Here is an 18870-nt window from a genome sequence, read left to right as displayed (position 1 = left end):
CGTCTTTTTAAGCGTTAAGTAATTGAGTAAGAATGGCGTTTTGGCCATGCATTCTATTTTCGGCTTGCTGCATTAATAGCGATTTATCGCTATCAATCAACGAGCCCGTAATTTCTAAATCGCGATGGGCAGGTTGGCAGTGCATAACGTAGCTAGCACCGGTTGCTTCCATCAACGCTTCGTTTACCTGATAAGGCATGAACTTTTCTTTGATCACTTCAAGTGGCGTCTCGTCACCCATTGAAAGCCATGTATCTGCATAGATAACGTCTGCACCGTTAGCGGCACTAAGGTCGGTGCTTTCAACAATCGATACACCCGTTTTCTCGGCAATCGCTTTGGCTTGCGCCACAATTTCAGGTGCCGCTTCGTGCCCCTCTGGCGTGACTACAACTTGGTTGCAACCTAGAAGCGCCCCAACAATTAACAGAGAATGGGTTACATTGTTGCCGTCGCCTACATAGGCCATGGTAAGACCTTCGGTTTTGCCGAAGCGTTCAAACATTGTGAGGTAGTCGGCAAGGCCTTGGCATGGATGATATTTATCACACAATGCGTTGATAACCGGCACATTTGCTGCCTTAGAAAAGGTTTCCAGCGTCTCGTGAGAAAATACACGAGCGACTATGGCGTCAGCCCAACATGCAAGGTTAGCGGCGGTGTCTACTGCGTCTTCACGGCCGGCTAATTTTCCCGACTGCACATCTAAATACACCATGTGACCGCCAAGCTTGTTAATACCAATATCGAAGCTAACGCGGGTTCGCAAAGACGGCTTTTCAAACAGGGCAACAATTGACTTCCCCGCTAGCACGTTGCTGTAACTTGCTGGGGCTTGTTTAATTTCTACAGCCAATTGCAGCAAGTTTTTCATTGCGTCGGGTGTCCAGTCTGCAAAGGTTAGTAGATCCTGTTTCATTGTACTTCTCCGGCATTGCCTTTCGTAAAGTCTGTGTGGGGTAAATCAGCGTTTTTTGACGGTGTATTTGTCAGTGCTGAGGGCAGTATTTGCGTGCCCGTTTTCTTATTTAAAATGTCGTTGATGTCGGCGGCCCAACTCGCGATGTAAACTGCGCGGCCTAAATTCTCTGCAGACGCGAGTGCCGCATCCACTTTTACTTTCATCCCGTCGGTGATAACGCCTTCATCTGCGTACTTCAATATGCTTGCAGCGTTAAGTTCGCTAATTAGCAATTTGTCACCATCAAGCACACCGTCAACATTGGAAAGGAGTAAAAGTTCAGCGTTAAGAAGCTCGGCAATAACCGTTGCGGCTTGGTCGGCGTTTACATTTAGTAATCTGCCTTGTGGGCTTGAACCAATAGAACTGATAACCGGTAGTGTTGACTGGGCTAATACGCTTTTTAGAAATGATGCGTCTGCTGTCGACGGCACGCCCACGGCACCATACTGGTCAGCTAGAGGCTCACACACCACCATATTACCGTCTAACAACGATAAACCAACAGGGGTTAAGCCTGAAGCCAAAGCCGCTGCGCATAGTTGCTTATTGGCAGAGCCTGCAAGCGCTCCGCAGATATAAGGCATATGTTCATCGGGCGTAACCCGAAGGCCATCTATTTTTGTGCTTTGAAGACCAAGACTCGCCATTAGCGTTTCCACTAATGGTCCGCCTCCGTGAACCACTACAACGGGGCGTGTGGCCTGCACGTCTTTTACGCTTAGAAATAAACGTGTCATTGCGGCGGTGTCGTCGAGTAATGCACCGCCAACTTTAATTACAATTGGTGAAACACTCATAGTACTAACCCTGTCTCTACTGGTTGTTTCGTCATTATGTTAAGGCACTGTATTGCCTGAGAGGCAGCACCTTTCATTACGTTGTCGATTGCAGCGGTAATCACTGCGTATCCAGATGCTTCATCTAACTTCCAATGCAGATCAACAAATGGGGTATGAGCAACGTCATCAATTTTTGGAAAACTCTTGCGCAAACGCACAATGGGTTTATCAGCATAGGCGTCAGTGTACGCTTGTTCAAGTTGTGCGCTGGTGGTACCAGCTTTAACCTTAACGGTTACGGTCGCCAAAATTCCTCTTTTAAAATTACCTAAGTGCGGCGTAAAGATAACGGGGGTACCCAAGTAAGCTTCAATTTCAGGGGTATGGCGGTGACCTAGCACGCCATATGCCTGCAGGCTAACTTCAAAAAAGCTTGTGGTTAGGCTGGCTTTCCTGCCTGCACCCGATACGCCGGAAACAGCGTTAATTACAGGGCGTACGCTTTCATCTAGTAAATTGTTGTGAGCAAGAGGTTTAAGTGCACTAAGGCTCGCAGTGGGATAGCAACCCGGCACAGCGATAACGTCGGCAGAGGCAATTTGCGCTTCGTGCCACTCGGCAAGGCCGTAAACAGCTTGAGCCAAGCTTTGCTCTTGCGTATGTGGAAAGCCGTAGAACTGTTCGAAGACATTCGTGTCTTTTAGCCTGAATGCACCCGACAAATCGAGCACTTTGGCGCTGCCCGAAGATAGGACAGGCATCCAGTCGTGGCTCGCCTCGTGAGGAGTGGCAAGAAAGATAAAATCGACACCGTCAGCCATTTCTTTTAATGCCGCATCCGAAATAGGCGTCAGTGTGGCATTAACGTGAGCCAAGTTGCCGTGAAGCTCTGCAATATTTTTACTCGCATCGCTACTATTCTCAGATACGTAAGTCCCCGCTAATGCAAGTTTAGGGTGCTGAATAACTAACTGAACAAGTTGTGCCCCTGTGTAACCACTGGCACCAATAATCGAAACGCTGTACATAATTAAAAATTCAATAAAAGGAGAAAAAAAACACTTTTTACCTTTGTAAACTGGTTGGGCGTAAATCCTTGCCTAACCGCTACCACATTACAAAGGTAAAAAGTGTGCTACCGCAAAAGCATAGAAAGGCGCACGCATCGTCGTACGCTATGCATCGTGTAGCCAGCCAGGGGAGAGGTAAACTCTTTATCGTTGCCAGTGGTTGAACCAACAACGCGAGTTGGTTGTGTCATCATCAATTCCTATCAAGTCGCAACTCAAAATTATGAGTTGGATGCTTTAACCGTCGACTAGTGTATCTAATCTGAATGTTTATGCAATAAAAATGTATAAATATTTTGCTGGGTGGTTGCAGCAACTACGCCACAAAAAATATAACTAATAATATATTTATAGTTGTGACAGTAAGTTGACAAGTTACGCAATAGAACTGAATATTTATACTCACTGTACGATATGGTTGAGTGGAAATGTTTACCAGTAATGCACGTCGTTCATCATTAATGCGTGATATGACTAGTTACAGTGTCTAACCATGCAAAGCTGGTAAATTGTTACCGTATGTCGACAGTGGCCGTGAGTATTGGTTGTTAGGATTAACTCGGAAAATAAAATGGGCAAACTTACCTTGGCGCTTGTTGCGCACGATCATAAAAAGCCTGAGCTACTTGCTTGGGTTAAGCAGCACATTGATGTGCTCAAACAGTGTAATTTAGTGGGAACAGGCACAACAGGCGGTTTAATTGCCAATGAAACGGGACTAGAAGTTACGCGCTACAAAAGTGGCCCGCTTGGGGGCGACCAGCAAATAGGAGCACTCATCGCTGAGAACAAGCTAGATGCACTTTTCTTTTTCTGGGATCCGCTAAACCCAGCGCCTCACGACCCAGACGTTAAAGCGCTGCTACGACTGTGTTCGGTATGGAATGTACCAGTTGCCTGCACACCCGCCACAGCTGACCTAGTAATAACGTCGCCGCTTTTTCTGTCACCCGACTACAAGCCAGTTAAACCGAATTTTTAAGATTGGTTAAGTCAACGGCCTTGTAGTTTGGTGGGCAGAAGCTGGTCTTTAGGTTAATTGAAACTTCGTTGAACGAACTGGTAGGCAGCATCTGCTGCCTTGTTGGTTATTCCGGCGGTTATATCATCAGTCTGAATAGATGCGGTGGCATCACTCGCCTGCGTTTGTGGCGCACCTGAAATGTTAGCACTTACCTTACTGTCGATGCTTGGATTGCTAAAAACTGACGCGAGTAAAGACTGCCCCATCGACCACATATTGTTTGAAATACTTTGACCTGTCACATTCTCTACGGTCAAATCGATAGCGTTATACATTAAGCCGCCAATTCCGCCATATAAAAAACTTCCCGCCAAGCTTGCTGCCGCGGCCGTGTGATTTGATGTGGTTGCTTCATAAATATCCGAAACTATGGGTAGGTGATTTGCAATGTTTAACGCATCAAATCCGTCTTTAAGATCAAGCCCATCGTCTCCGAAAGCGCCGGAATACAAATTATCGAAGAGTGTTGGAGTAGTATCACTTTGATTATTGGTGGCCGTGTTGCTATCACCATTTCCCAGAACGCTAGTAGTAGCATTTACGGGCGTTTCATTGTTGGTAGCTAGCGATTGAAATACATTGTTTTGCAATGCATTTAACAGCGTGCCTTGCATGGTGGCAATTGCATCATCTGATAAAACCCCATTGACGCTACTCGTACCAGAAAGCAAAGATAATGCGCCTTGAACATCGCTGGCTGTGCCGGTAAGTATATTAGATTGTGTTGAGAGATTAGCTTCGCCTGATATTTTGCTGTCGATTGCATCAGCTTCATTCGGTTGATTCTCTATTGCGAGTAACGATGCGAACAAAGACGGCAAAGACTGGCCGCTGGTTGCCGCTTCATTGGCTACTTCTGTTGAATTTGCCGATTTATTTTCAATGTCAGCAGTATGTAAACCAAATTTTGAAAGTAGTGCGCTGACGCCATTTTCAGCAGTGTTAGTTGTTGTGTTTTCTAAGGCCATAACATCCCCTTACCCGCAGGCATATATTTGATTTGTAAAGGTTTTGCAAATAAGTCAAGTGAACGAGATTTCTTTTAATTTGTTCGTTTACACTTGCTCCTGTTAGGTCATGGATGGCACTTAATTTACACACTGCATAAAAACTAATACTGAGCAATGTCATGAAAGTTCGATGCCATATACACACACTAATCGCAATCTTTACACTTGGTGGTTGTGCCCAAACACTCACTGACGAAGAACAGGTTGTTCAAAGTAGCCCTACCAACCCAAATGTGTCGCAACGAGCTGTAAAGCCTGTTGAGGAAGAGCCGTCGCCTGGCGATCCCCGTTACTCACCCCCTAGGATGGAGCCAACGTCGACCTTGCATGTACCCACGGGGTCGCTATTTAATCCTGAGCACTCTGTAGGGCTTTATGAACGCCACGCAAGCTTCAAAGTGGGCGACATGATTCTAGTTAAGCTTGAAGAACAGACGCAGTCGGAGAAGTCGCTCGATTTTAATACAGATAAAAACACATCCTTTGATTTGTCTCCCGTCACACTAAAAGTGGGGGGAATTCGAATTGACGAAGATGACGTTGAGGTGGAGCACGAACAGGACAGTGAGTTCGCCAGCTCTGCTAAAACTAAGCAGTCAAATTCGATGAGTGGCAGCATTACCGTGTATGTTACGGGAATAACGCCGGCAGGGAATTTACTGGTAACGGGTGAAAAGTGGATAACGATGAACAGAGGAAAAGAATACATTCGCTTTTCAGGAGAGGTCAGAAAAAAAGATGTGGATGAAAGTAATACCGTATTGTCTTCAAAAGTCGGCAACGCATTAATTGAGTATAGCGGTACGGGTGAGCTGCAAGATAATCAGCAGCGAACAGTGATTGGCAAGCTGTTTTCAATATTTGGATAAGCGCTATGAAAGGCACTATTTTGCCAAGCTTACGCATCAGTCTTACTGCTGTGCTGGTACTACTTCCTTCTTTGGTTACTCAGCACGCATGGGCTCAATGGGTACAGGGTGAAGCTACGATGGCACTCGCTGGCGCAGAACTTAGCGACGTGAGAACCAGCGCCATACAAAATGCTATTGCTGATGCGGCTTTTCGCAGTGGCAGTACCATTTCCGCGCAGGATATCACGGTAGACGGGCTACTCCTTTCCAGCAAAGCCGAAATTCGTTCTCAGGGCAGAGTTCAAAGAGTAGAGATCATAAGCGAAACACTCAAAGATGACGCGCTTACAGTGGTGGTGAATGTAAACATTACGCCTCTGTTCAATTGCACTAACAACGGACTTGCCCATCGCATTTTAGTGACCGAATTTCCTTTAACATCGCCTCAACAGGCCGCGACTGGCATGCTCTATTCATTTGGCAGCCACGTGTCTCAACGATTTGCTCAGCAACTCAACGGTCTTTATCAAAGTGGAGATGTAAGCCAGATTCCTGTTTCTCTTATTAACGCTAACACCTGGTTAACCTCCAGTCTGTCAGACATTGATTTAACGGCTATGTCGACTTTTCTGCGAAGTGAATATGGGCAGCAGTTCGTGGTATTCGGGTTTGTAAAGGACATTTCTCTTTTCGAACAGGTGTCGCAGGCTACCTCGGTATTTGAAACTGATGGTGTCGCGCTTCGCCGGAATTTTACCGTTCAGGTTTACGTGCTCGACACTTTCAAAGCCAAGGTGATTTTTAATGATAGCTATCACAGCGAGGCCGATTGGCCCTTTTCTCAACATTATTCGGTGGATATGAGCAACAGCTTGTTGTGGCGCAGTGATTTTGGGCGCATGGTCCTCAATACGGTACACGCTGCTATTACTGACATTCACGCGGCACTTCAGTGCGAAACGACTTATGCGCAGGTCATTGATATCTCGCCTGACTACATTGCTATAGATCTGGGTAAAAATAGTGGGTTAGCCGTGGGCGATGAGTTTTCATTGGTTAAGCAACGGGCGCTGCCTGCGTTGGGCTTATCAAGAAAGCCGGGACTGTTTTCAACGAAGACTTTGACTTTGCAGGTGTACGAAGTTTCTGATGACGTCAGCTTGCTTAAAGCGGAGTCAGGTAGTGATAGCGTACATATTGGTGACTTTGTCACGCCGTTAACTCTCTCGGCGAAACGTAGTTTAAAAGAAAGTCAGCAGGTTGGAAGCCAGCCATAAAAAAGGCTGGCCAAGGCCAGCACTTTTTACGGTGGGTTAGGGTGTTACTGAATACTAAGAACGCAGTAAGTCACGTAGCTTTCGACCTTCTTCGTGCTGCGCTTTTAACTCAGCTTGCTGTTCAGGCGTTAGTACTGCAAACATGGCCTGGCGCTGTTTGGCCTTTTCAACACCAGCACTGACAAGGTCGTCTTTGTACTGGGCAACAAGAGCGTTCCAAGAGTCTTGTGAGAAAGACGAGCTTCTAATCATATCGCGCTGGGCTTCCTTGAAGCTTCGCAACGTTTCTCTATTGGCTTTGGATGTATCCTTGAATGATTCACGAAGTTCAGCAAGATTTGCCAGCTGATCATCGGTCAGGTCAATGCCTTTAAACGGCGTGCCATCCCGCTGGTGATCTCTGTCGCCTCTTTCACCTTTACCGTGAGCACGGAATTTTTTGCCTTTGCCTTCATCATCCATACGTTTTGCAAATTGTGACTTTTGCTCGTCAGACGCGTTGCGTCGCTTATCGCCTCTCGCCGCTCTTTTTTGATCTCTACTTTCTTCGCGTGCCAAGACTTTCGCTTGCTGCTCTTCACTTAGTACGTTAAAAATATTGTGGCGTAGTTGCGCAAGCGCAAAGTGTTTCGACTCACGCTCTTCAAGTTGAGTTTGTATAAAGGTGCTGATTTGTGCCTCAGAAGCAGTTTCAAAATCGAAACTTAGCTTCTCACTATCGTGATTTTCAGGTCGAGGGTTAGCGTCTTTAAATGCGCTTATGAGTGTTTTTATCTCTTCGCGTTGTGCGTCGCTTAAGCTTAAACCGCGAAGGTGTTTAACAATTTCTTTAACCGGTTCGTGGTGACGCATACCAGGGCCTGCTGGCTGAGCCAACGCAAGTCCACCTAAGCTAATCGCCGCTACAGTTGCACTAGCAATTAATAACTTTTTCATTGTCGTCTCCTTTTTGTTCGGACACGTTAATCCTAGCGTGATAAATACAAAAAGCAGTCAACACACTGTAAAGCTTCTGTAAAGGTGATGCCGTTTTGTAATTGTAAAGGTCTGAAAAGATATAGTATGCGTTTGTCAGTGTTTTTCGTTTAATTTAGACAAGACTCACCACAAGCGCAGGTTGAAGTTTATAAAAATTACAGGCACTTTCATGAATCAAAGGTCAGCAGTTCCAACCGTTAAAGAGTTTAATACCATGAGTTCAGATTTTCATTTGCAGTCTATCCTTGTTATTGATGATGACCTTGAGCTAACTGAAATGCTCTCCACGTACCTGTCGAGTATGGGTTATCAAGTGCAAGTGCGTAACGACGGCGAAGAAGGGTTATCTGAAGCTGTATCTGGCCGTCATTACGACCTTATTTTGCTGGATGTGATGATGCCTAAAATGGATGGCTTCGATGTGTTGAAAAAACTTCGTGTCAGCCATAGCACGCCTGTACTTATGTTGACAGCAAGAGGCGATGATTACGACCGCATTTTAGGTCTGGAAATGGGCGCCGATGATTATTTACCGAAACCGTTTAACCACCGTGAGCTAGTGGCGCGAATAAAAGCGATTGTGCGTCGTCATAATCTTTCCTCAACGGGAGGAGCGGTGGAACAAGATTTATTTGTGAATGGCATCTTTTTAAGCCCAAGTAGCCAGCTCGCTAAAGTGGACGATGTGGAATTAACGCTAACCACAACCGAGTTCTTAATTTTGCGCCTATTAATGCTTAACGCGGCTCAGCGAGTAACGAAAGAAGAAATAAGTTTAAAGATACTTGGTAAGCCTCTGCAAGCTTTCGACAGAAGCATTGATATGCATGTTAGTAACTTGCGAAAGAAAATCAGTGCGGTAGCCGTTGATGAAAAAATCAAAACCATTCGCGGAGTAGGGTATATGTTAATTGTTGGAAACCATTAATGGTAAAACTGTTACGCAGCATCAGCCCAACAAGGGCCATCATGGGCCGATTATTTCTTTGGTTTTGGGCAACGTTCATTGTTACATCGCTTTTGGCCATTTGGGGAAGTCGCCTCTTTTTTGAAGACCTTCAAGTTGTGCAAATCAAGCCCCGCGAAGTGGAAGATTTAAACCAGGCTATTGAACGAATGCAGCGCGAGCGCTTTCAAAGTGTACCGTTACATGAAGCACTTGATCGCAATTCACGTGGTATAAGAGGTAGGCTGGTGGCTGTCGATATTCGCGACAACCGTCTTGTCTCAGGGGGCGGCCCTCCTCTTCGCGACAATGATAAAGAAGATTTGCTACGTCTAGTCAATCAAACTTCTCCGATTGCAGTAAAGCGCGGCGCATTCAAAATTCTCGGCCCGGTTTTCTTCGAGCGAGATAATTCACGCTTCGCGCTTTTTGCGGTAAAGCTTGATATGCCAGAGAAGCAAACCCCTCCGGTTCTGCTGTTTTTGGCGATTGCACTTATTACTACCACGCTTTTGAGCTGGCTATTCGCCAAAACGCTGACCAACCCTATTTTGCACATTCAGGGTTCAGCAAAACGTTTAGCAAGCGGCGACTGGCAAACGCGGGTGGGCAAGGCTGCCAAGCGTCAGGATGAGTTAGGCCAGTTGGCGCGCGATTTCAATAAAATGGCTGAACAGCTCGAATCAATGTGGGGCGCACAGAAGCGATTATTGGCCGATGTCTCTCACGAACTTCGTTCACCCCTAGCGCGACTGCAAATGGCGCTAGGTCTTGCTCATCAGCAAAATGTAGACCCTGCCACGTTATCTCGTGTTGAGCGGGAGGCTGATCGTATGGAAGCGCTGGTAAGCCAATTACTTACTCTTAGTCGTGCTGAAGCTGGCGAAGCCAACATGCAAAAACACGCTTTGTCTTTAGTACTCAACGATGTGCTTACCGACGCTAACTTTGAAGTGGCAAACAAAAACAAGCAGTTAAAAATTGACGATATACCCAAAAAGACGGTAGTCATTGACAGCATGATGTTTTGTCGCGCTGTCGAGAATGTTCTTCGCAATGCCATACGCCATAGCAAACTCGTCACGCATATTGCGTTTAGCGAAGATACGCAGCATTGGTGTATTCACATTACAGATGACGGCGACGGGTTAACCATTGAGGAATGTGAGCGTATATTTTCACCGTTTTACAGGGCAACTCTTGCCAGAGAGCGCGAGTCAGGAGGCGTAGGCTTGGGCTTATCCATTGCAAAAGCGGCAGTTGAGTTGCATCATGGACGCATAATCGCTGAACCTGCTGAGCGCGGTGGGCTACGAGTTACTATGTCATTTCCCAAGTTATGATTGGGAACGTTGATAGCACTCCGTAGCCTAACAAAGAGCGCAATTTGACTGTAATAGGGTATTTATGAACTGGACGTTCACGTCTGAAAATAACTTAGCCAGCACTTTTGCCACGTATATCAATCCCTTCTGGCAAAACAGTGTTACTCAGGGCCACTTCTCTGGGAAAGACAATATCAAGGTACGCTTTGCGCACTGTATCCCAGAATCGCCGCGAGCTACCATTGTAATATGCTCTGGTCGAATCGAATCTTATTTAAAGTACAAAGAATTCATTTACGATCTCTATCAAAATGGTTTCGCCGTATTCATCTTAGATCACAGAGGCCAAGGTTTGTCAGACAGGATGACCCGTGACCCTCAGCATGGTTATGTTGCCGATTTTGACGACTACGTTGATGACTTCGTTATGTTCGTAGAAACTATTGTAAAGCCACTGCAGCAAGGCCCGTTACAGCTGGTATGCCATTCGATGGGAGGCGCCATTGGTGCACTCACGCTGCTGCGTCTTCCGAATTTGTTTTCAAAAGCCGTTTTAGCTTCCCCCATGTTTGGCATTAAACCGGCTCTGCCCAATTGGTTGGCGAATGGCTTAATTCGCACAGGCCTTGCGGTAAACAGGATGAAAAAGAAAGATGCGGGGTACTTTTTTGGTCAAACCCCGTATATCGCGTTTCCTTTTTCACTTAATAAGCTCACCCACAGCAAAACCCGCTATGCCCTGTTTCGTGAGCTGTATGACGAAGAACAGGATATTCAGCTTGGTGGCGTAACTACAGAGTGGTTGGCAGCGGCGCATCAGGCTATGAACAAAATTGAAAGTAGCGCACGCGCTATTACAACGCCTTCGCTTGTATTAAGTGCAGACGATGACGCGATTATTGATAATAACCGTCAGCGCCGTGTGGCTCAGCTTATGCCAAATGCAAAACTTGAAATAGTGCCCCGCGCTTACCATGAGCTATTCACCGAGTCTGACGACATTCGCGAGCGCTCTGTGGCGCGTATTCTCGACTTTTTGACAGAAGACTCGTCTACATAAGTGCAGCCAAAGCTAACATTTAGTTAGGTAATCATACTTAAGAGCAGCGCTTTCTATTTCGCAGGTAATAAAAGTGTGTGCAAGGGTGATGAAGAATGGCGTTTCGGTATAAAATAAACGAGTTGTTAACTGTGAAGGTAATTTAAAAAAGCATGCTCGATATCGTACTCTATCAGCCAGAGATCCCGCCAAATACGGGAAACATCATCCGCTTATGCGCAAACAGTGGCTTTACGTTGCACTTAATCGAGCCCTTGGGTTTTGAATGGGACGATAAACGCGTTCGACGCGCAGGTTTAGATTATCACGAATTTGCTCACGTAAAGCGCCACGCCAGTTTAGACGCTTACCTGAATGATGCTAAGCCAAAACGGGTATTCGCTTGCACAACGAAAGGCAAAGCATTTCACAGCGATGTGTCTTATCAAAAAGGCGATGCGTTAATTTTCGGACCGGAAACCCGAGGTTTACCAGACGACTATATTCAATCGCTTCCCCCAGAGCAGCGTGTTCGCATCCCTATGTTGCCAGACAGTCGTAGTATGAACTTGTCTAATGCAGTATCGGTATTTGTGTATGAAAGCTGGCGTCAGTTTGGTTATGAAGGCGCGCGATAGCATTTACCTTCCTACATCCTGTATTTCTAAAAACTCTTTTAACTACATAATTCAGAAGCTTATCTAGCTTAGAAAAGGTCTGTAAAGATAGCGTAAATGTAAAGATTGTCTATCGTGGCGAATCTTTACATTCGCTATATTGCATTCAGTTTTTTTTATGGATCGAATGCTTTGAAACTCCCTCTACCCATTAAAGTACTGCTCATTGCAATTATTGTGTTTGTGCCCGCTTATGCTGTTTATGCATGGCTATACTCACCTCAGACAAATACCGAATATCTCTTTCAAGGTGCAAAGATACGAGACATCGAATTAAATTTGGTGTCTACAGGTCAGCTTGAGCCCAAGCGCTACGTAGAGGTAGGTGCGCAGGTTTCAGGTCAGGTAGACAATATTCACGTAGAAGAGGGGGGTATTGTTAAAGAAGGCGATTTGCTGGTAGAGATCGATGCCCGTGTATTTGAAACACAAGTACAGAACTCTCAAGCGGCGCTGGACAGCAAAAAAGCACAGCTGGCTCAGCTGCGGGCAGAGCGAGAACTCGCCGAAGTGAGAGCGCAACGCAATCAAAATTTGTTTAAGCAAAATGCAGTCAGCCAAGATGTAGTCGTAAGCAGCGATACAAACCTTAAAGTTATCGATACCAAGATCACGGCGAGCATCGCACAGATTAAAGCCGACGAAGCCTCGCTGGAAGGGGATATTACTAAGCTCGGGTTTGCAAAGATATTTGCGCCAATATCCGGGACTGTAGCCACCTTACCGGTGCGTGAGGGGCAAACCCTGAATGCCAATCAAAACGCCCCCGTGTTGCTTCAAATTTCCGATTTATCAGTAATGACCCTACGCGCAGAAGTGTCTGAAGCCGATGTGCAGAAAATAAAGCGCGGCATGCCAGTCTATTTCTCTACCTTGGGCGATAACAAAACCTTCTACCACTCTACCGTTCGTCAAGTGCTACCAACACCCACAGTACTTAATGACGTAGTGCTATACCAAGTGCTAATCGATGTTGAGAATCCTGATCGCACGTTAATGGACGCCATGACTACCCAAGTGTTCTTTGTGCAGGAGCAGGTGAAAGGCGCGCTTTCTGTGCCGTTAGCGGCAGTAAAAGGACGAGCTCGCAATCAATTCGTGATGCTTAAACAGGGCGATGAGGTGGTTCGCACGCCAGTAAAAGTAGGCATAAAAAATAGAACCCATATTCAAATTATAGAAGGCCTATCAGAAGGTGATGAAGTGGTTGTGGGTCTAGCAGACGGCACCGCAATGCCGGCCGCGGGCATGCGCAGAGTGCCGGGTGGACAGCCGCCATCAGGCCCACCGCGCCGCCGTGACGGATTTTAATATGTCGTTAATACAGCTTAATGGCGTATCACGTCGCTACAAAACAGAAGGGTTTGAAGTCACCGCATTGGATAACGTTTCCTTATCAATCGATAAGGGAGAATTTGTCGCCATTATGGGGCAATCCGGGTCAGGAAAGTCGACCTTGATGAATATCCTAGGATGTTTAGACACCCCTTCAGAAGGGGTGTACCGTATCCACGGACAGTCAGTATCCTCGCTAAACCCCGATCAACTCTCTGCCCTTCGCTTGAAAACGTTCGGGTTTGTTTTCCAACGCTATCAGCTACTGTCGTCGCTAAATGCGACTGAAAACGTGGCACTGCCAGCAATATACAGCGGTACGTCTAGCGAAGAGCGTACTCAAAAAGCGCAACAGCTGCTTGATAAACTTGGCCTTTCAAGCAGAAAAGAGCACAAACCCGGAGAGCTTTCAGGTGGCCAACAACAGCGTGTCTCGGTAGCGCGAGCCTTAATTAATGGTGCAGAAGTAATATTAGCCGACGAGCCCACCGGGGCGCTTGACTCGGCCAGCGGAGAGCAGTTACTGGCATTGCTTCGCGAGCTACACGCAGAAGGGGTGACTATTATTCTTATCACCCACGATAGTGCAGTTGCTGAACATGCCGACAGGCAAATACACTTGCTTGATGGGAAAATTGTAACAGATACCAAAACCGCTGCGCCTAGCACAAGTGAATCAGTTGAAAAGAATGCGGCTTCAGTGCAGCACGCACATTCTCAAGAGCCCAAATCAGTACCGGCAATTAAACCTTTTCCAAGTATCTCACTTTTTTCAGCCCTATCTATGGCATTCACCGCCCTTAGAATGAATTGGTTTAGAACCTTGCTCACGCTCTTGGGAATTATTATTGGAGTAGCGGCAGTGGTGACCATGATGGCCATCGGTGAGGGAGGTAAACAGCAGGTACTAGAGCGCATTGAAACCATTGGCACGAACCTGATTTCGATTAGGCCAGGTGGACGAAACATGCGCTCATCCGGTGATATTGCATCGCTGACGTTAGCCGATGCCACTGCATTGAAAAGTGTTCCGGGTGTGGCTTATGTCGCGCCGGAAAGAAGTGCAAGGGCAACCATCCGATACAGCGAAAATGATTTTTCAGGACGTATTACAGGCACGACACCTGACTACTTTCATGCTAAAGACTGGGAAATGGCGCAGGGCGTGTTTTTCAGCGACGAAGACGTAACAAATTATGCACCTGTGGTGGTAATTGGAGATACGGTAGCAGAGACCCTGTTTGAAGATAAATATCGGGCAGTAGGCGAGTACATCTTGATGCAAAATGCCTTCTATCAGGTCGTAGGTGTACTTCATTCTAAGGGCGCCAGTGCAGGTGGTAACGATATGGATGACGAAGTGCTCATTCCGGTTACAACTGGCCGCTTAAAGGTATTTGGTCGGGATTACTTAAGCAGCATTACCATAAAGGCAGAAAGTACCGAAGTAGCCACTCAGGTAAAAGACGATGTGCTGGCACTGTTGGTAGAACGTCACGGACAAGAAGACGTGATGGTGCGTACCACAGAGTCACTGGTAGAGGCGGTCACGGAAACGCAAGACACGTTAACTTGGCTCTTGGCATCTGTTGCTGCCATATCTTTGTTTGTTGGCGGTATCGGTGTAATGAATATCATGCTGGTCAACGTATCTGAGCGTAAGAGGGAGATTGGACTACGCATCGCCACAGGCGCAAAACCTCGCGATATCTTGCGCCAGTTCAATATCGAGGCATGGGTAGTGTGTATCTTGGGTGGTATATTCGGCATTCTTCTGGGCTATTTTGTTGTCCTTATCGTTGCTTCATTCAGTGTGCCTGTCGCCTACACGCTAATGCCGCCCGTTTTGGCTTTTGTCACATCTCTCGCTGTAGGGCTCATTTTTGGTTACGCCCCTGCTCAAAAAGCATCAAAGCTTAATCCTATTGACGCGTTGGCAGAGGAGTAACGCCATGCATTCTTTTCGTTTTTCTGTGTCTCTTGCCGCTCGTTCATTACTGTGCGCGTTCTCTTGTATCGTGCTGACCGCAAGCTGCGCTTATTCACCTTCTACAACGTTGCCCGAAACTGACACGCAGGCGCTACAAAAAGCGAAGTCTGTGGACGCGACTAGTCAAATAACAACATCATGGTGGAAGGTGTTCGAGGTGGCTGAACTTGCGCCCGTTATGAAGTCGCTTGAAAGCCAAAATTTAACCCTTAATCAAGCCGAGCAGAGGGTGAAACGAGCGCAATTTCTGTTAGCACAAGTTAACGCAGGTGACGTTCCGACTATAACGGCGAGGACATCTGGACGCAGTGGAAGAGACCTAGATAGTGGCCGTTCAAGCCACTCTACCTCAGGTGGACTGGGGTTGAGTTATGATGCGGACATATGGGGTACACGAGATGCTCAGCAGCGCAGTCGTCAGTTAGGTATCGATACTGCACAGTATCAGTTTACCGATGCGCTGTTAGACACTCAGGCGTTATTTATAAATACCCTGCTTGAGCAGATTTCACTGCAGTCGCGGCTGTCTATTGCGATGCAAAACGTAGAGATTAGCGAAGCGCTGCTAAACCTAGTTCAAATTCGCTTTGAAGAGGGGGATACCTCAGGTATTGAGGTTTCCCAGCAGCGCAATACCTTGATCAGTGCTCAGTCGGAGGTGCTGCGACTGAGCAATAGTTTAACGCTTAATGAGCGGGCATTAGCGGTATTGTTAGGTAATGAATCTATGCAATTTAATACGCCTGAACAAAAAGCGCTGCTTTCCCTTTCGCTAACCGATTTTTCACTGCCCGAAGTGGCACCTATATTAAGCGCTGAGGTATTGAAGCAGCGTCCAGATGTTCAGTTAGCTATAGCGCAATTTAAGCAGGCTGATTTAGCGTTTTACGAAGCGTCAGTGGCAGGTCTTCCAGGCATGAGCTTAAGTGCAGATATTGGTGTGAGTGATCTTTTAGATTTAGCGCAAGGGTGGACCTTAGGTGCAGCAGTAAGCTCAGCAGCAACCCTGTTCGACGGGGGACGGTTAGAAGCTGCAGAGAAGGCGGCAAAAACGGATGTTGATTTGGCGATTTTACAGTATCAGCAGACGGTGCTTAGCGCGATAGAAGCGTTGTTAAATAGCCAAACTAACTTGGTATTCAATCAACAAAACTACCGCTACGCGTTAGCCGCGCTCGAGAACAATCAGCAGCTTTATCGTCTTGCGGATATTCGCTACAAAGCCGGTGACACTGACTTTCTGAATTTGCTTAATGCTCAACGTAGCTTTTTCTCGGCTAGGCAATCTGTGATCAGTAGCTATCAAGCCGTACTCTCTTCTGTCATTGCCACCTACAGAGAAAGCGCAGGCGCCGACATCACTTCGCCATAGCTTTTTAGATTTTCTCAAGCAGCAATACGAAAGCCCTGTGAACAGGGCTTTTTTGTGCGTTTTGTAAGGATTGGTATAAAGCCTGTCTGAGTCAGGTTTCGTTCAGCTTCACTCATTAATATAGCCTGTGAACATGCACGAATGATTTTGGAGAAGCATTATGAAACGTATTACCCTGAGTATTATCACCGGCGTTTGCTTAATGATTGCAGGGCAAGCAAGCGCCCATTCAGGTCATCATTCTCACTCGAATAGAGGGGCGAATGAAAGGGTCACTATTATTGCGCAACCTGCTCGTCCGATCATGGACGTAGCCATAAGCGTTCCTGAAATTGGCCTGTACGTTAACGTCTTGCCAGGTGCGCATAGGGTAGAGGTTATCGACAATCATCGTTATTACGTTGCTAATAATCATTACTATCGCAAGCATGGGAATCGCTATGTGGTTGTCGATTCACCCTACAAAAAGGTGAAAAAAGTGAAGCACCACAAGCGCAGTCACACTGGATATCACGACAACACTAAAGTGATCGTGGTAAGAGAAGGCCGCTAAATTCAGGTTAACAAGCTGGAAAAGATAGGAATAGTGGGGCGTTAAGAGGCTGATGGTTTTTGCTACTAAGCAAAAACCATCAAGTATTCATTAGGCTTCTTTTTTGAGATCTCGACCAAGCAGAGCTAAGGCCGCCTCTTTAGGAGATTTTCCGTGATAAAGCACAGCATAAATTTGTTCACAAATAGGCATTTCTACGCCTACTTTCTTAGATAAAATGTGCACTTCTTCAGTGTTGCGATATCCCTCAACCACTTGTCCGATTTCGTCAATAGCAACATCAACACTCTTGCCTTGACCCAAAGCCAGCCCAAAGCGACGATTGCGCGATTGATTGTCGGTGCAAGTCAAAACTAAATCGCCAAGACCCGCCATACCCATAAAGGTTTCTGGATTTGCACCCAGCTTCACGCCCAAACGGGTAAGCTCTGCTAAACCTCGGGTGATCAGCGCCGTTCGCGCGTTTGCACCAAAGCCAAGGCCATCGGCTAAGCCCGCGCCTATAGCGATAACGTTTTTAACCGCACCACCAAGCTGCACGCCAGTAAAGTCTGAGTTTTTGTATACTCTGAACGACTTTGCGCAATGCAGCTTTGCTGCAAATTCGTCACTCAGCGTATCGTCAGTGGAAGACAGCGAAATTGCAGTAGGTAAGCCTGCTACCATTTCTTTAGCAAAAGTAGGGCCTGACAACACGGCTAGGGGATAGTCGGTACCCAGTATTTCCTCTGCCACATCGCGAAGCAGACGGCCGGTTTTTGGCTCAAGTCCTTTGGTCGCCCAAATAATGCGTTGATGCGGTTTAAGCAATGGCTTTAAGCTTTGAAGCATAGCCGCAAATGCATGGCTAGGTACAACCACTAAAATATCTTGGCTGGCGGCTACCACTTCTTCTAAGTTGGCATTTACCACTAGGGCATCTGGAAATGTTGCGCCTGGAAGATAACGAGCATTCTCACGGTTCGCTTTCATTTCGGCAATGTGCTTTTCATCACGGCCCCAAAGCAGTGTGGGGTTGCCATTTCTGGCAAGACAAAAAGCAAGGGCGGTGCCGTAAGACCCCGCCCCTAATACTGAAACAGACTCTGAAACCGAATGCGACTTCATGTCCACGCCTTTCATGTTCACCTAATTAGGCGTCCATTTTTGGCGCTTCGCCCTGCGCTTGCTGTGCACGTTTTTGCACGTAAGCTGCAAAGATAGCGTCGAAGTTTACAGGCGCTAGGTTAAGTGGAGGGAATGTTCCACGGTTAACCAAGTTAGAAATGGTTTCACGCGCATATGGGAAAAGCATGTTCGGGCAGAACGAGCCCAGCGTGTGCGCTTTGTTTTGGTCTGGCATTTCGCCAATAGCGAAGATACCTGCTTGTTGCACTTCACAAAGGAATGCTGTTTCTTCACCAAGCGTTGCCGTAACGGTAACTGAAAGTACAACTTCAAATACATTTTCTTCTAGCTTGTTAGTGCTAGTGTCGATGTCTAGTTTAATTTCAGGCTTCCACTCTTTAGTGAAAATAGCTGGCGCGTTTGGAGACTCAAAAGAAATGTCTTTTGTGTAGATACGCTGAATATTGAACTGAGCACTCTGTTGCGCTTGTGCGCCCGCTGCTTCGCCGTTATTTGTCTGATTTTCGTCAGCCATGGTATTTCCTATTTAATTGTCGTTTTAATTTAATGTAG

The 18870-nt window shown here is 46.6% G+C and carries 18 protein-coding genes; 11 read left to right on the top strand and 7 right to left on the bottom strand.

Annotated elements, in window-relative coordinates; all coding sequences use genetic code 11:
• Positions 1-7: 7 nt before the first annotated feature.
• The 3 genes from MHM87_RS11990 to argC are packed head-to-tail and all read right to left on the bottom strand — an operon-like array spanning position 8 to position 2771.
• On the bottom strand, positions 8-919 hold the full coding sequence (locus MHM87_RS11990) for an ornithine carbamoyltransferase (RefSeq protein WP_168479569.1): 912 nt from the start codon (positions 917-919) through the stop codon (positions 8-10).
• Positions 916-1761, bottom strand: a complete 846-nt coding sequence (gene argB, locus MHM87_RS11985) for an acetylglutamate kinase (protein ID WP_156077816.1) — start codon at positions 1759-1761, stop codon at positions 916-918. The genes MHM87_RS11990 and argB overlap by 4 nt, the downstream gene beginning before the upstream one ends.
• On the bottom strand, positions 1758-2771 hold the full coding sequence (gene argC / locus MHM87_RS11980) for an N-acetyl-gamma-glutamyl-phosphate reductase (RefSeq protein ID WP_069943627.1): 1014 nt from the start codon (positions 2769-2771) through the stop codon (positions 1758-1760). Before argC ends, argB begins: the two co-directional genes overlap by 4 nt.
• Positions 2772-3384: 613 nt before the next feature.
• On the opposite strand from argC, the gene MHM87_RS11975 reads away from it, so the two are divergent.
• Positions 3385-3795 carry a methylglyoxal synthase gene (locus MHM87_RS11975; protein WP_014948054.1) on the top strand — a complete coding sequence of 137 codons (411 nt, stop codon included), beginning with the start codon at positions 3385-3387 and terminating at the stop codon, positions 3793-3795.
• Positions 3796-3848: 53 nt separating this feature from the next.
• Here MHM87_RS11975 and MHM87_RS11970 read toward each other — a convergent pair whose 3' ends face one another.
• Positions 3849-4805: a hypothetical protein gene (locus MHM87_RS11970; RefSeq protein WP_239259247.1), complete on the bottom strand. Its 957-nt coding sequence runs from the start codon at positions 4803-4805 to the stop codon at positions 3849-3851.
• A 161-nt stretch (positions 4806-4966) separates the two neighbouring features.
• Here MHM87_RS11970 and MHM87_RS11965 point away from each other — a divergent pair, with 161 nt between their 5' ends.
• Together MHM87_RS11965 and MHM87_RS11960 are read left to right on the top strand one after the other, a co-directional pair.
• Positions 4967-5716 (top strand): flagellar basal body L-ring protein FlgH, encoded by a 750-nt coding sequence (locus tag MHM87_RS11965; protein ID WP_014948056.1) that lies wholly within the window; start codon positions 4967-4969, stop codon positions 5714-5716.
• A gap of 5 nt (positions 5717-5721) precedes the next feature.
• The gene (locus MHM87_RS11960; RefSeq protein WP_202941778.1) at positions 5722-6975 is read left to right on the top strand and encodes a flagellar assembly protein T N-terminal domain-containing protein; all 1254 of its coding nucleotides are present in this window, start codon (positions 5722-5724) and stop codon (positions 6973-6975) included.
• A 54-nt stretch (positions 6976-7029) separates the two neighbouring features.
• On the opposite strand, the gene MHM87_RS11955 is transcribed toward MHM87_RS11960, so the two are convergent.
• Positions 7030-7911, bottom strand: a complete 882-nt coding sequence (locus MHM87_RS11955; protein ID WP_239259245.1) for a Spy/CpxP family protein refolding chaperone — start codon at positions 7909-7911, stop codon at positions 7030-7032.
• A gap of 256 nt (positions 7912-8167) precedes the next feature.
• Here MHM87_RS11955 and MHM87_RS11950 point away from each other — a divergent pair, with 256 nt between their 5' ends.
• The 8 genes from MHM87_RS11950 to MHM87_RS11915 all read left to right on the top strand — a co-directional run bounded on the left by MHM87_RS11950 (position 8168) and on the right by MHM87_RS11915 (position 17190).
• A complete protein-coding gene (locus MHM87_RS11950; protein WP_239259318.1) occupies positions 8168-8881 on the top strand; it encodes a response regulator transcription factor in 714 nt (237 codons plus the stop codon).
• Positions 8881-10242 (top strand): ATP-binding protein, encoded by a 1362-nt coding sequence (locus MHM87_RS11945; RefSeq protein ID WP_239259243.1) that lies wholly within the window; start codon positions 8881-8883, stop codon positions 10240-10242. Before MHM87_RS11950 ends, MHM87_RS11945 begins: the two co-directional genes overlap by 1 nt.
• A 64-nt stretch (positions 10243-10306) precedes the next feature.
• Entirely contained in the window at positions 10307-11284 is a 978-nt protein-coding gene (locus tag MHM87_RS11940; RefSeq protein WP_039231048.1) for an alpha/beta fold hydrolase, read from the top strand.
• Between the two features lie 152 nt (positions 11285-11436).
• Positions 11437-11901 (top strand): tRNA (uridine(34)/cytosine(34)/5-carboxymethylaminomethyluridine(34)-2'-O)-methyltransferase TrmL, encoded by a 465-nt coding sequence (gene trmL / locus MHM87_RS11935; RefSeq protein ID WP_202941782.1) that lies wholly within the window; start codon positions 11437-11439, stop codon positions 11899-11901.
• Between the two features lie 171 nt (positions 11902-12072).
• Positions 12073-13251, top strand: a complete 1179-nt coding sequence (locus tag MHM87_RS11930; protein WP_239259241.1) for an efflux RND transporter periplasmic adaptor subunit — start codon at positions 12073-12075, stop codon at positions 13249-13251.
• A gap of 1 nt (position 13252) precedes the next feature.
• Complete coding sequence (locus tag MHM87_RS11925; protein WP_239259239.1) at positions 13253-15223, top strand: MacB family efflux pump subunit; 1971 nt, start codon at positions 13253-13255, stop codon at positions 15221-15223.
• 4 nt (positions 15224-15227) lie between these two features.
• Positions 15228-16637, top strand: coding sequence for a TolC family protein (locus tag MHM87_RS11920; RefSeq protein ID WP_239259237.1), 1410 nt, complete (start codon positions 15228-15230; stop codon positions 16635-16637).
• Between the two features lie 160 nt (positions 16638-16797).
• Positions 16798-17190 (top strand): NAD(FAD)-dependent dehydrogenase, encoded by a 393-nt coding sequence (locus MHM87_RS11915; RefSeq protein WP_239259235.1) that lies wholly within the window; start codon positions 16798-16800, stop codon positions 17188-17190.
• Positions 17191-17280: 90 nt separating this feature from the next.
• Here MHM87_RS11915 and gpsA read toward each other — a convergent pair whose 3' ends face one another.
• The gene (gene gpsA, locus MHM87_RS11910) at positions 17281-18312 is read right to left on the bottom strand and encodes an NAD(P)H-dependent glycerol-3-phosphate dehydrogenase (RefSeq protein ID WP_049588317.1); all 1032 of its coding nucleotides are present in this window, start codon (positions 18310-18312) and stop codon (positions 17281-17283) included.
• A gap of 10 nt (positions 18313-18322) precedes the next feature.
• On the bottom strand, positions 18323-18832 hold the full coding sequence (secB, locus tag MHM87_RS11905) for a protein-export chaperone SecB (RefSeq protein WP_014948068.1): 510 nt from the start codon (positions 18830-18832) through the stop codon (positions 18323-18325).
• Positions 18833-18870: the final 38 nt, after the last annotated feature.

Source organism: Alteromonas sp. Cnat3-28 (assembly GCF_022348265.1).
In the GTDB taxonomy this organism is placed as follows: Bacteria; Pseudomonadota; Gammaproteobacteria; order Enterobacterales; family Alteromonadaceae; genus Alteromonas; species Alteromonas macleodii.
The sequence above is the reverse complement of the archived record's forward strand: the minus strand, read 5'-3'. Positions and strand labels throughout refer to the sequence as shown.

Coding starts and splice junctions, on each gene's coding strand:
- MHM87_RS11990 (WP_168479569.1), bottom strand. CDS start 919: ATGAAACAGGATCTACTAACCTTTGCAGACTGGACACCCGACGCAATG.
- argC (WP_069943627.1), bottom strand. CDS start 2,771: ATGTACAGCGTTTCGATTATTGGTGCCAGTGGTTACACAGGGGCACAA.
- MHM87_RS11945 (WP_239259243.1), top strand. CDS start 8,881: ATGGTAAAACTGTTACGCAGCATCAGCCCAACAAGGGCCATCATGGGC.
- MHM87_RS11970 (WP_239259247.1), bottom strand. CDS start 4,805: ATGGCCTTAGAAAACACAACAACTAACACTGCTGAAAATGGCGTCAGC.
- trmL (WP_202941782.1), top strand. CDS start 11,437: ATGCTCGATATCGTACTCTATCAGCCAGAGATCCCGCCAAATACGGGA.
- MHM87_RS11965 (WP_014948056.1), top strand. CDS start 4,967: ATGAAAGTTCGATGCCATATACACACACTAATCGCAATCTTTACACTT.
- gpsA (WP_049588317.1), bottom strand. CDS start 18,312: ATGAAAGGCGTGGACATGAAGTCGCATTCGGTTTCAGAGTCTGTTTCA.
- MHM87_RS11920 (WP_239259237.1), top strand. CDS start 15,228: ATGCATTCTTTTCGTTTTTCTGTGTCTCTTGCCGCTCGTTCATTACTG.
- secB (WP_014948068.1), bottom strand. CDS start 18,832: ATGGCTGACGAAAATCAGACAAATAACGGCGAAGCAGCGGGCGCACAA.
- MHM87_RS11955 (WP_239259245.1), bottom strand. CDS start 7,911: ATGAAAAAGTTATTAATTGCTAGTGCAACTGTAGCGGCGATTAGCTTA.
- MHM87_RS11915 (WP_239259235.1), top strand. CDS start 16,798: ATGAAACGTATTACCCTGAGTATTATCACCGGCGTTTGCTTAATGATT.
- MHM87_RS11975 (WP_014948054.1), top strand. CDS start 3,385: ATGGGCAAACTTACCTTGGCGCTTGTTGCGCACGATCATAAAAAGCCT.
- MHM87_RS11925 (WP_239259239.1), top strand. CDS start 13,253: ATGTCGTTAATACAGCTTAATGGCGTATCACGTCGCTACAAAACAGAA.
- MHM87_RS11940 (WP_039231048.1), top strand. CDS start 10,307: ATGAACTGGACGTTCACGTCTGAAAATAACTTAGCCAGCACTTTTGCC.
- MHM87_RS11950 (WP_239259318.1), top strand. CDS start 8,168: ATGAGTTCAGATTTTCATTTGCAGTCTATCCTTGTTATTGATGATGAC.
- argB (WP_156077816.1), bottom strand. CDS start 1,761: ATGAGTGTTTCACCAATTGTAATTAAAGTTGGCGGTGCATTACTCGAC.
- MHM87_RS11960 (WP_202941778.1), top strand. CDS start 5,722: ATGAAAGGCACTATTTTGCCAAGCTTACGCATCAGTCTTACTGCTGTG.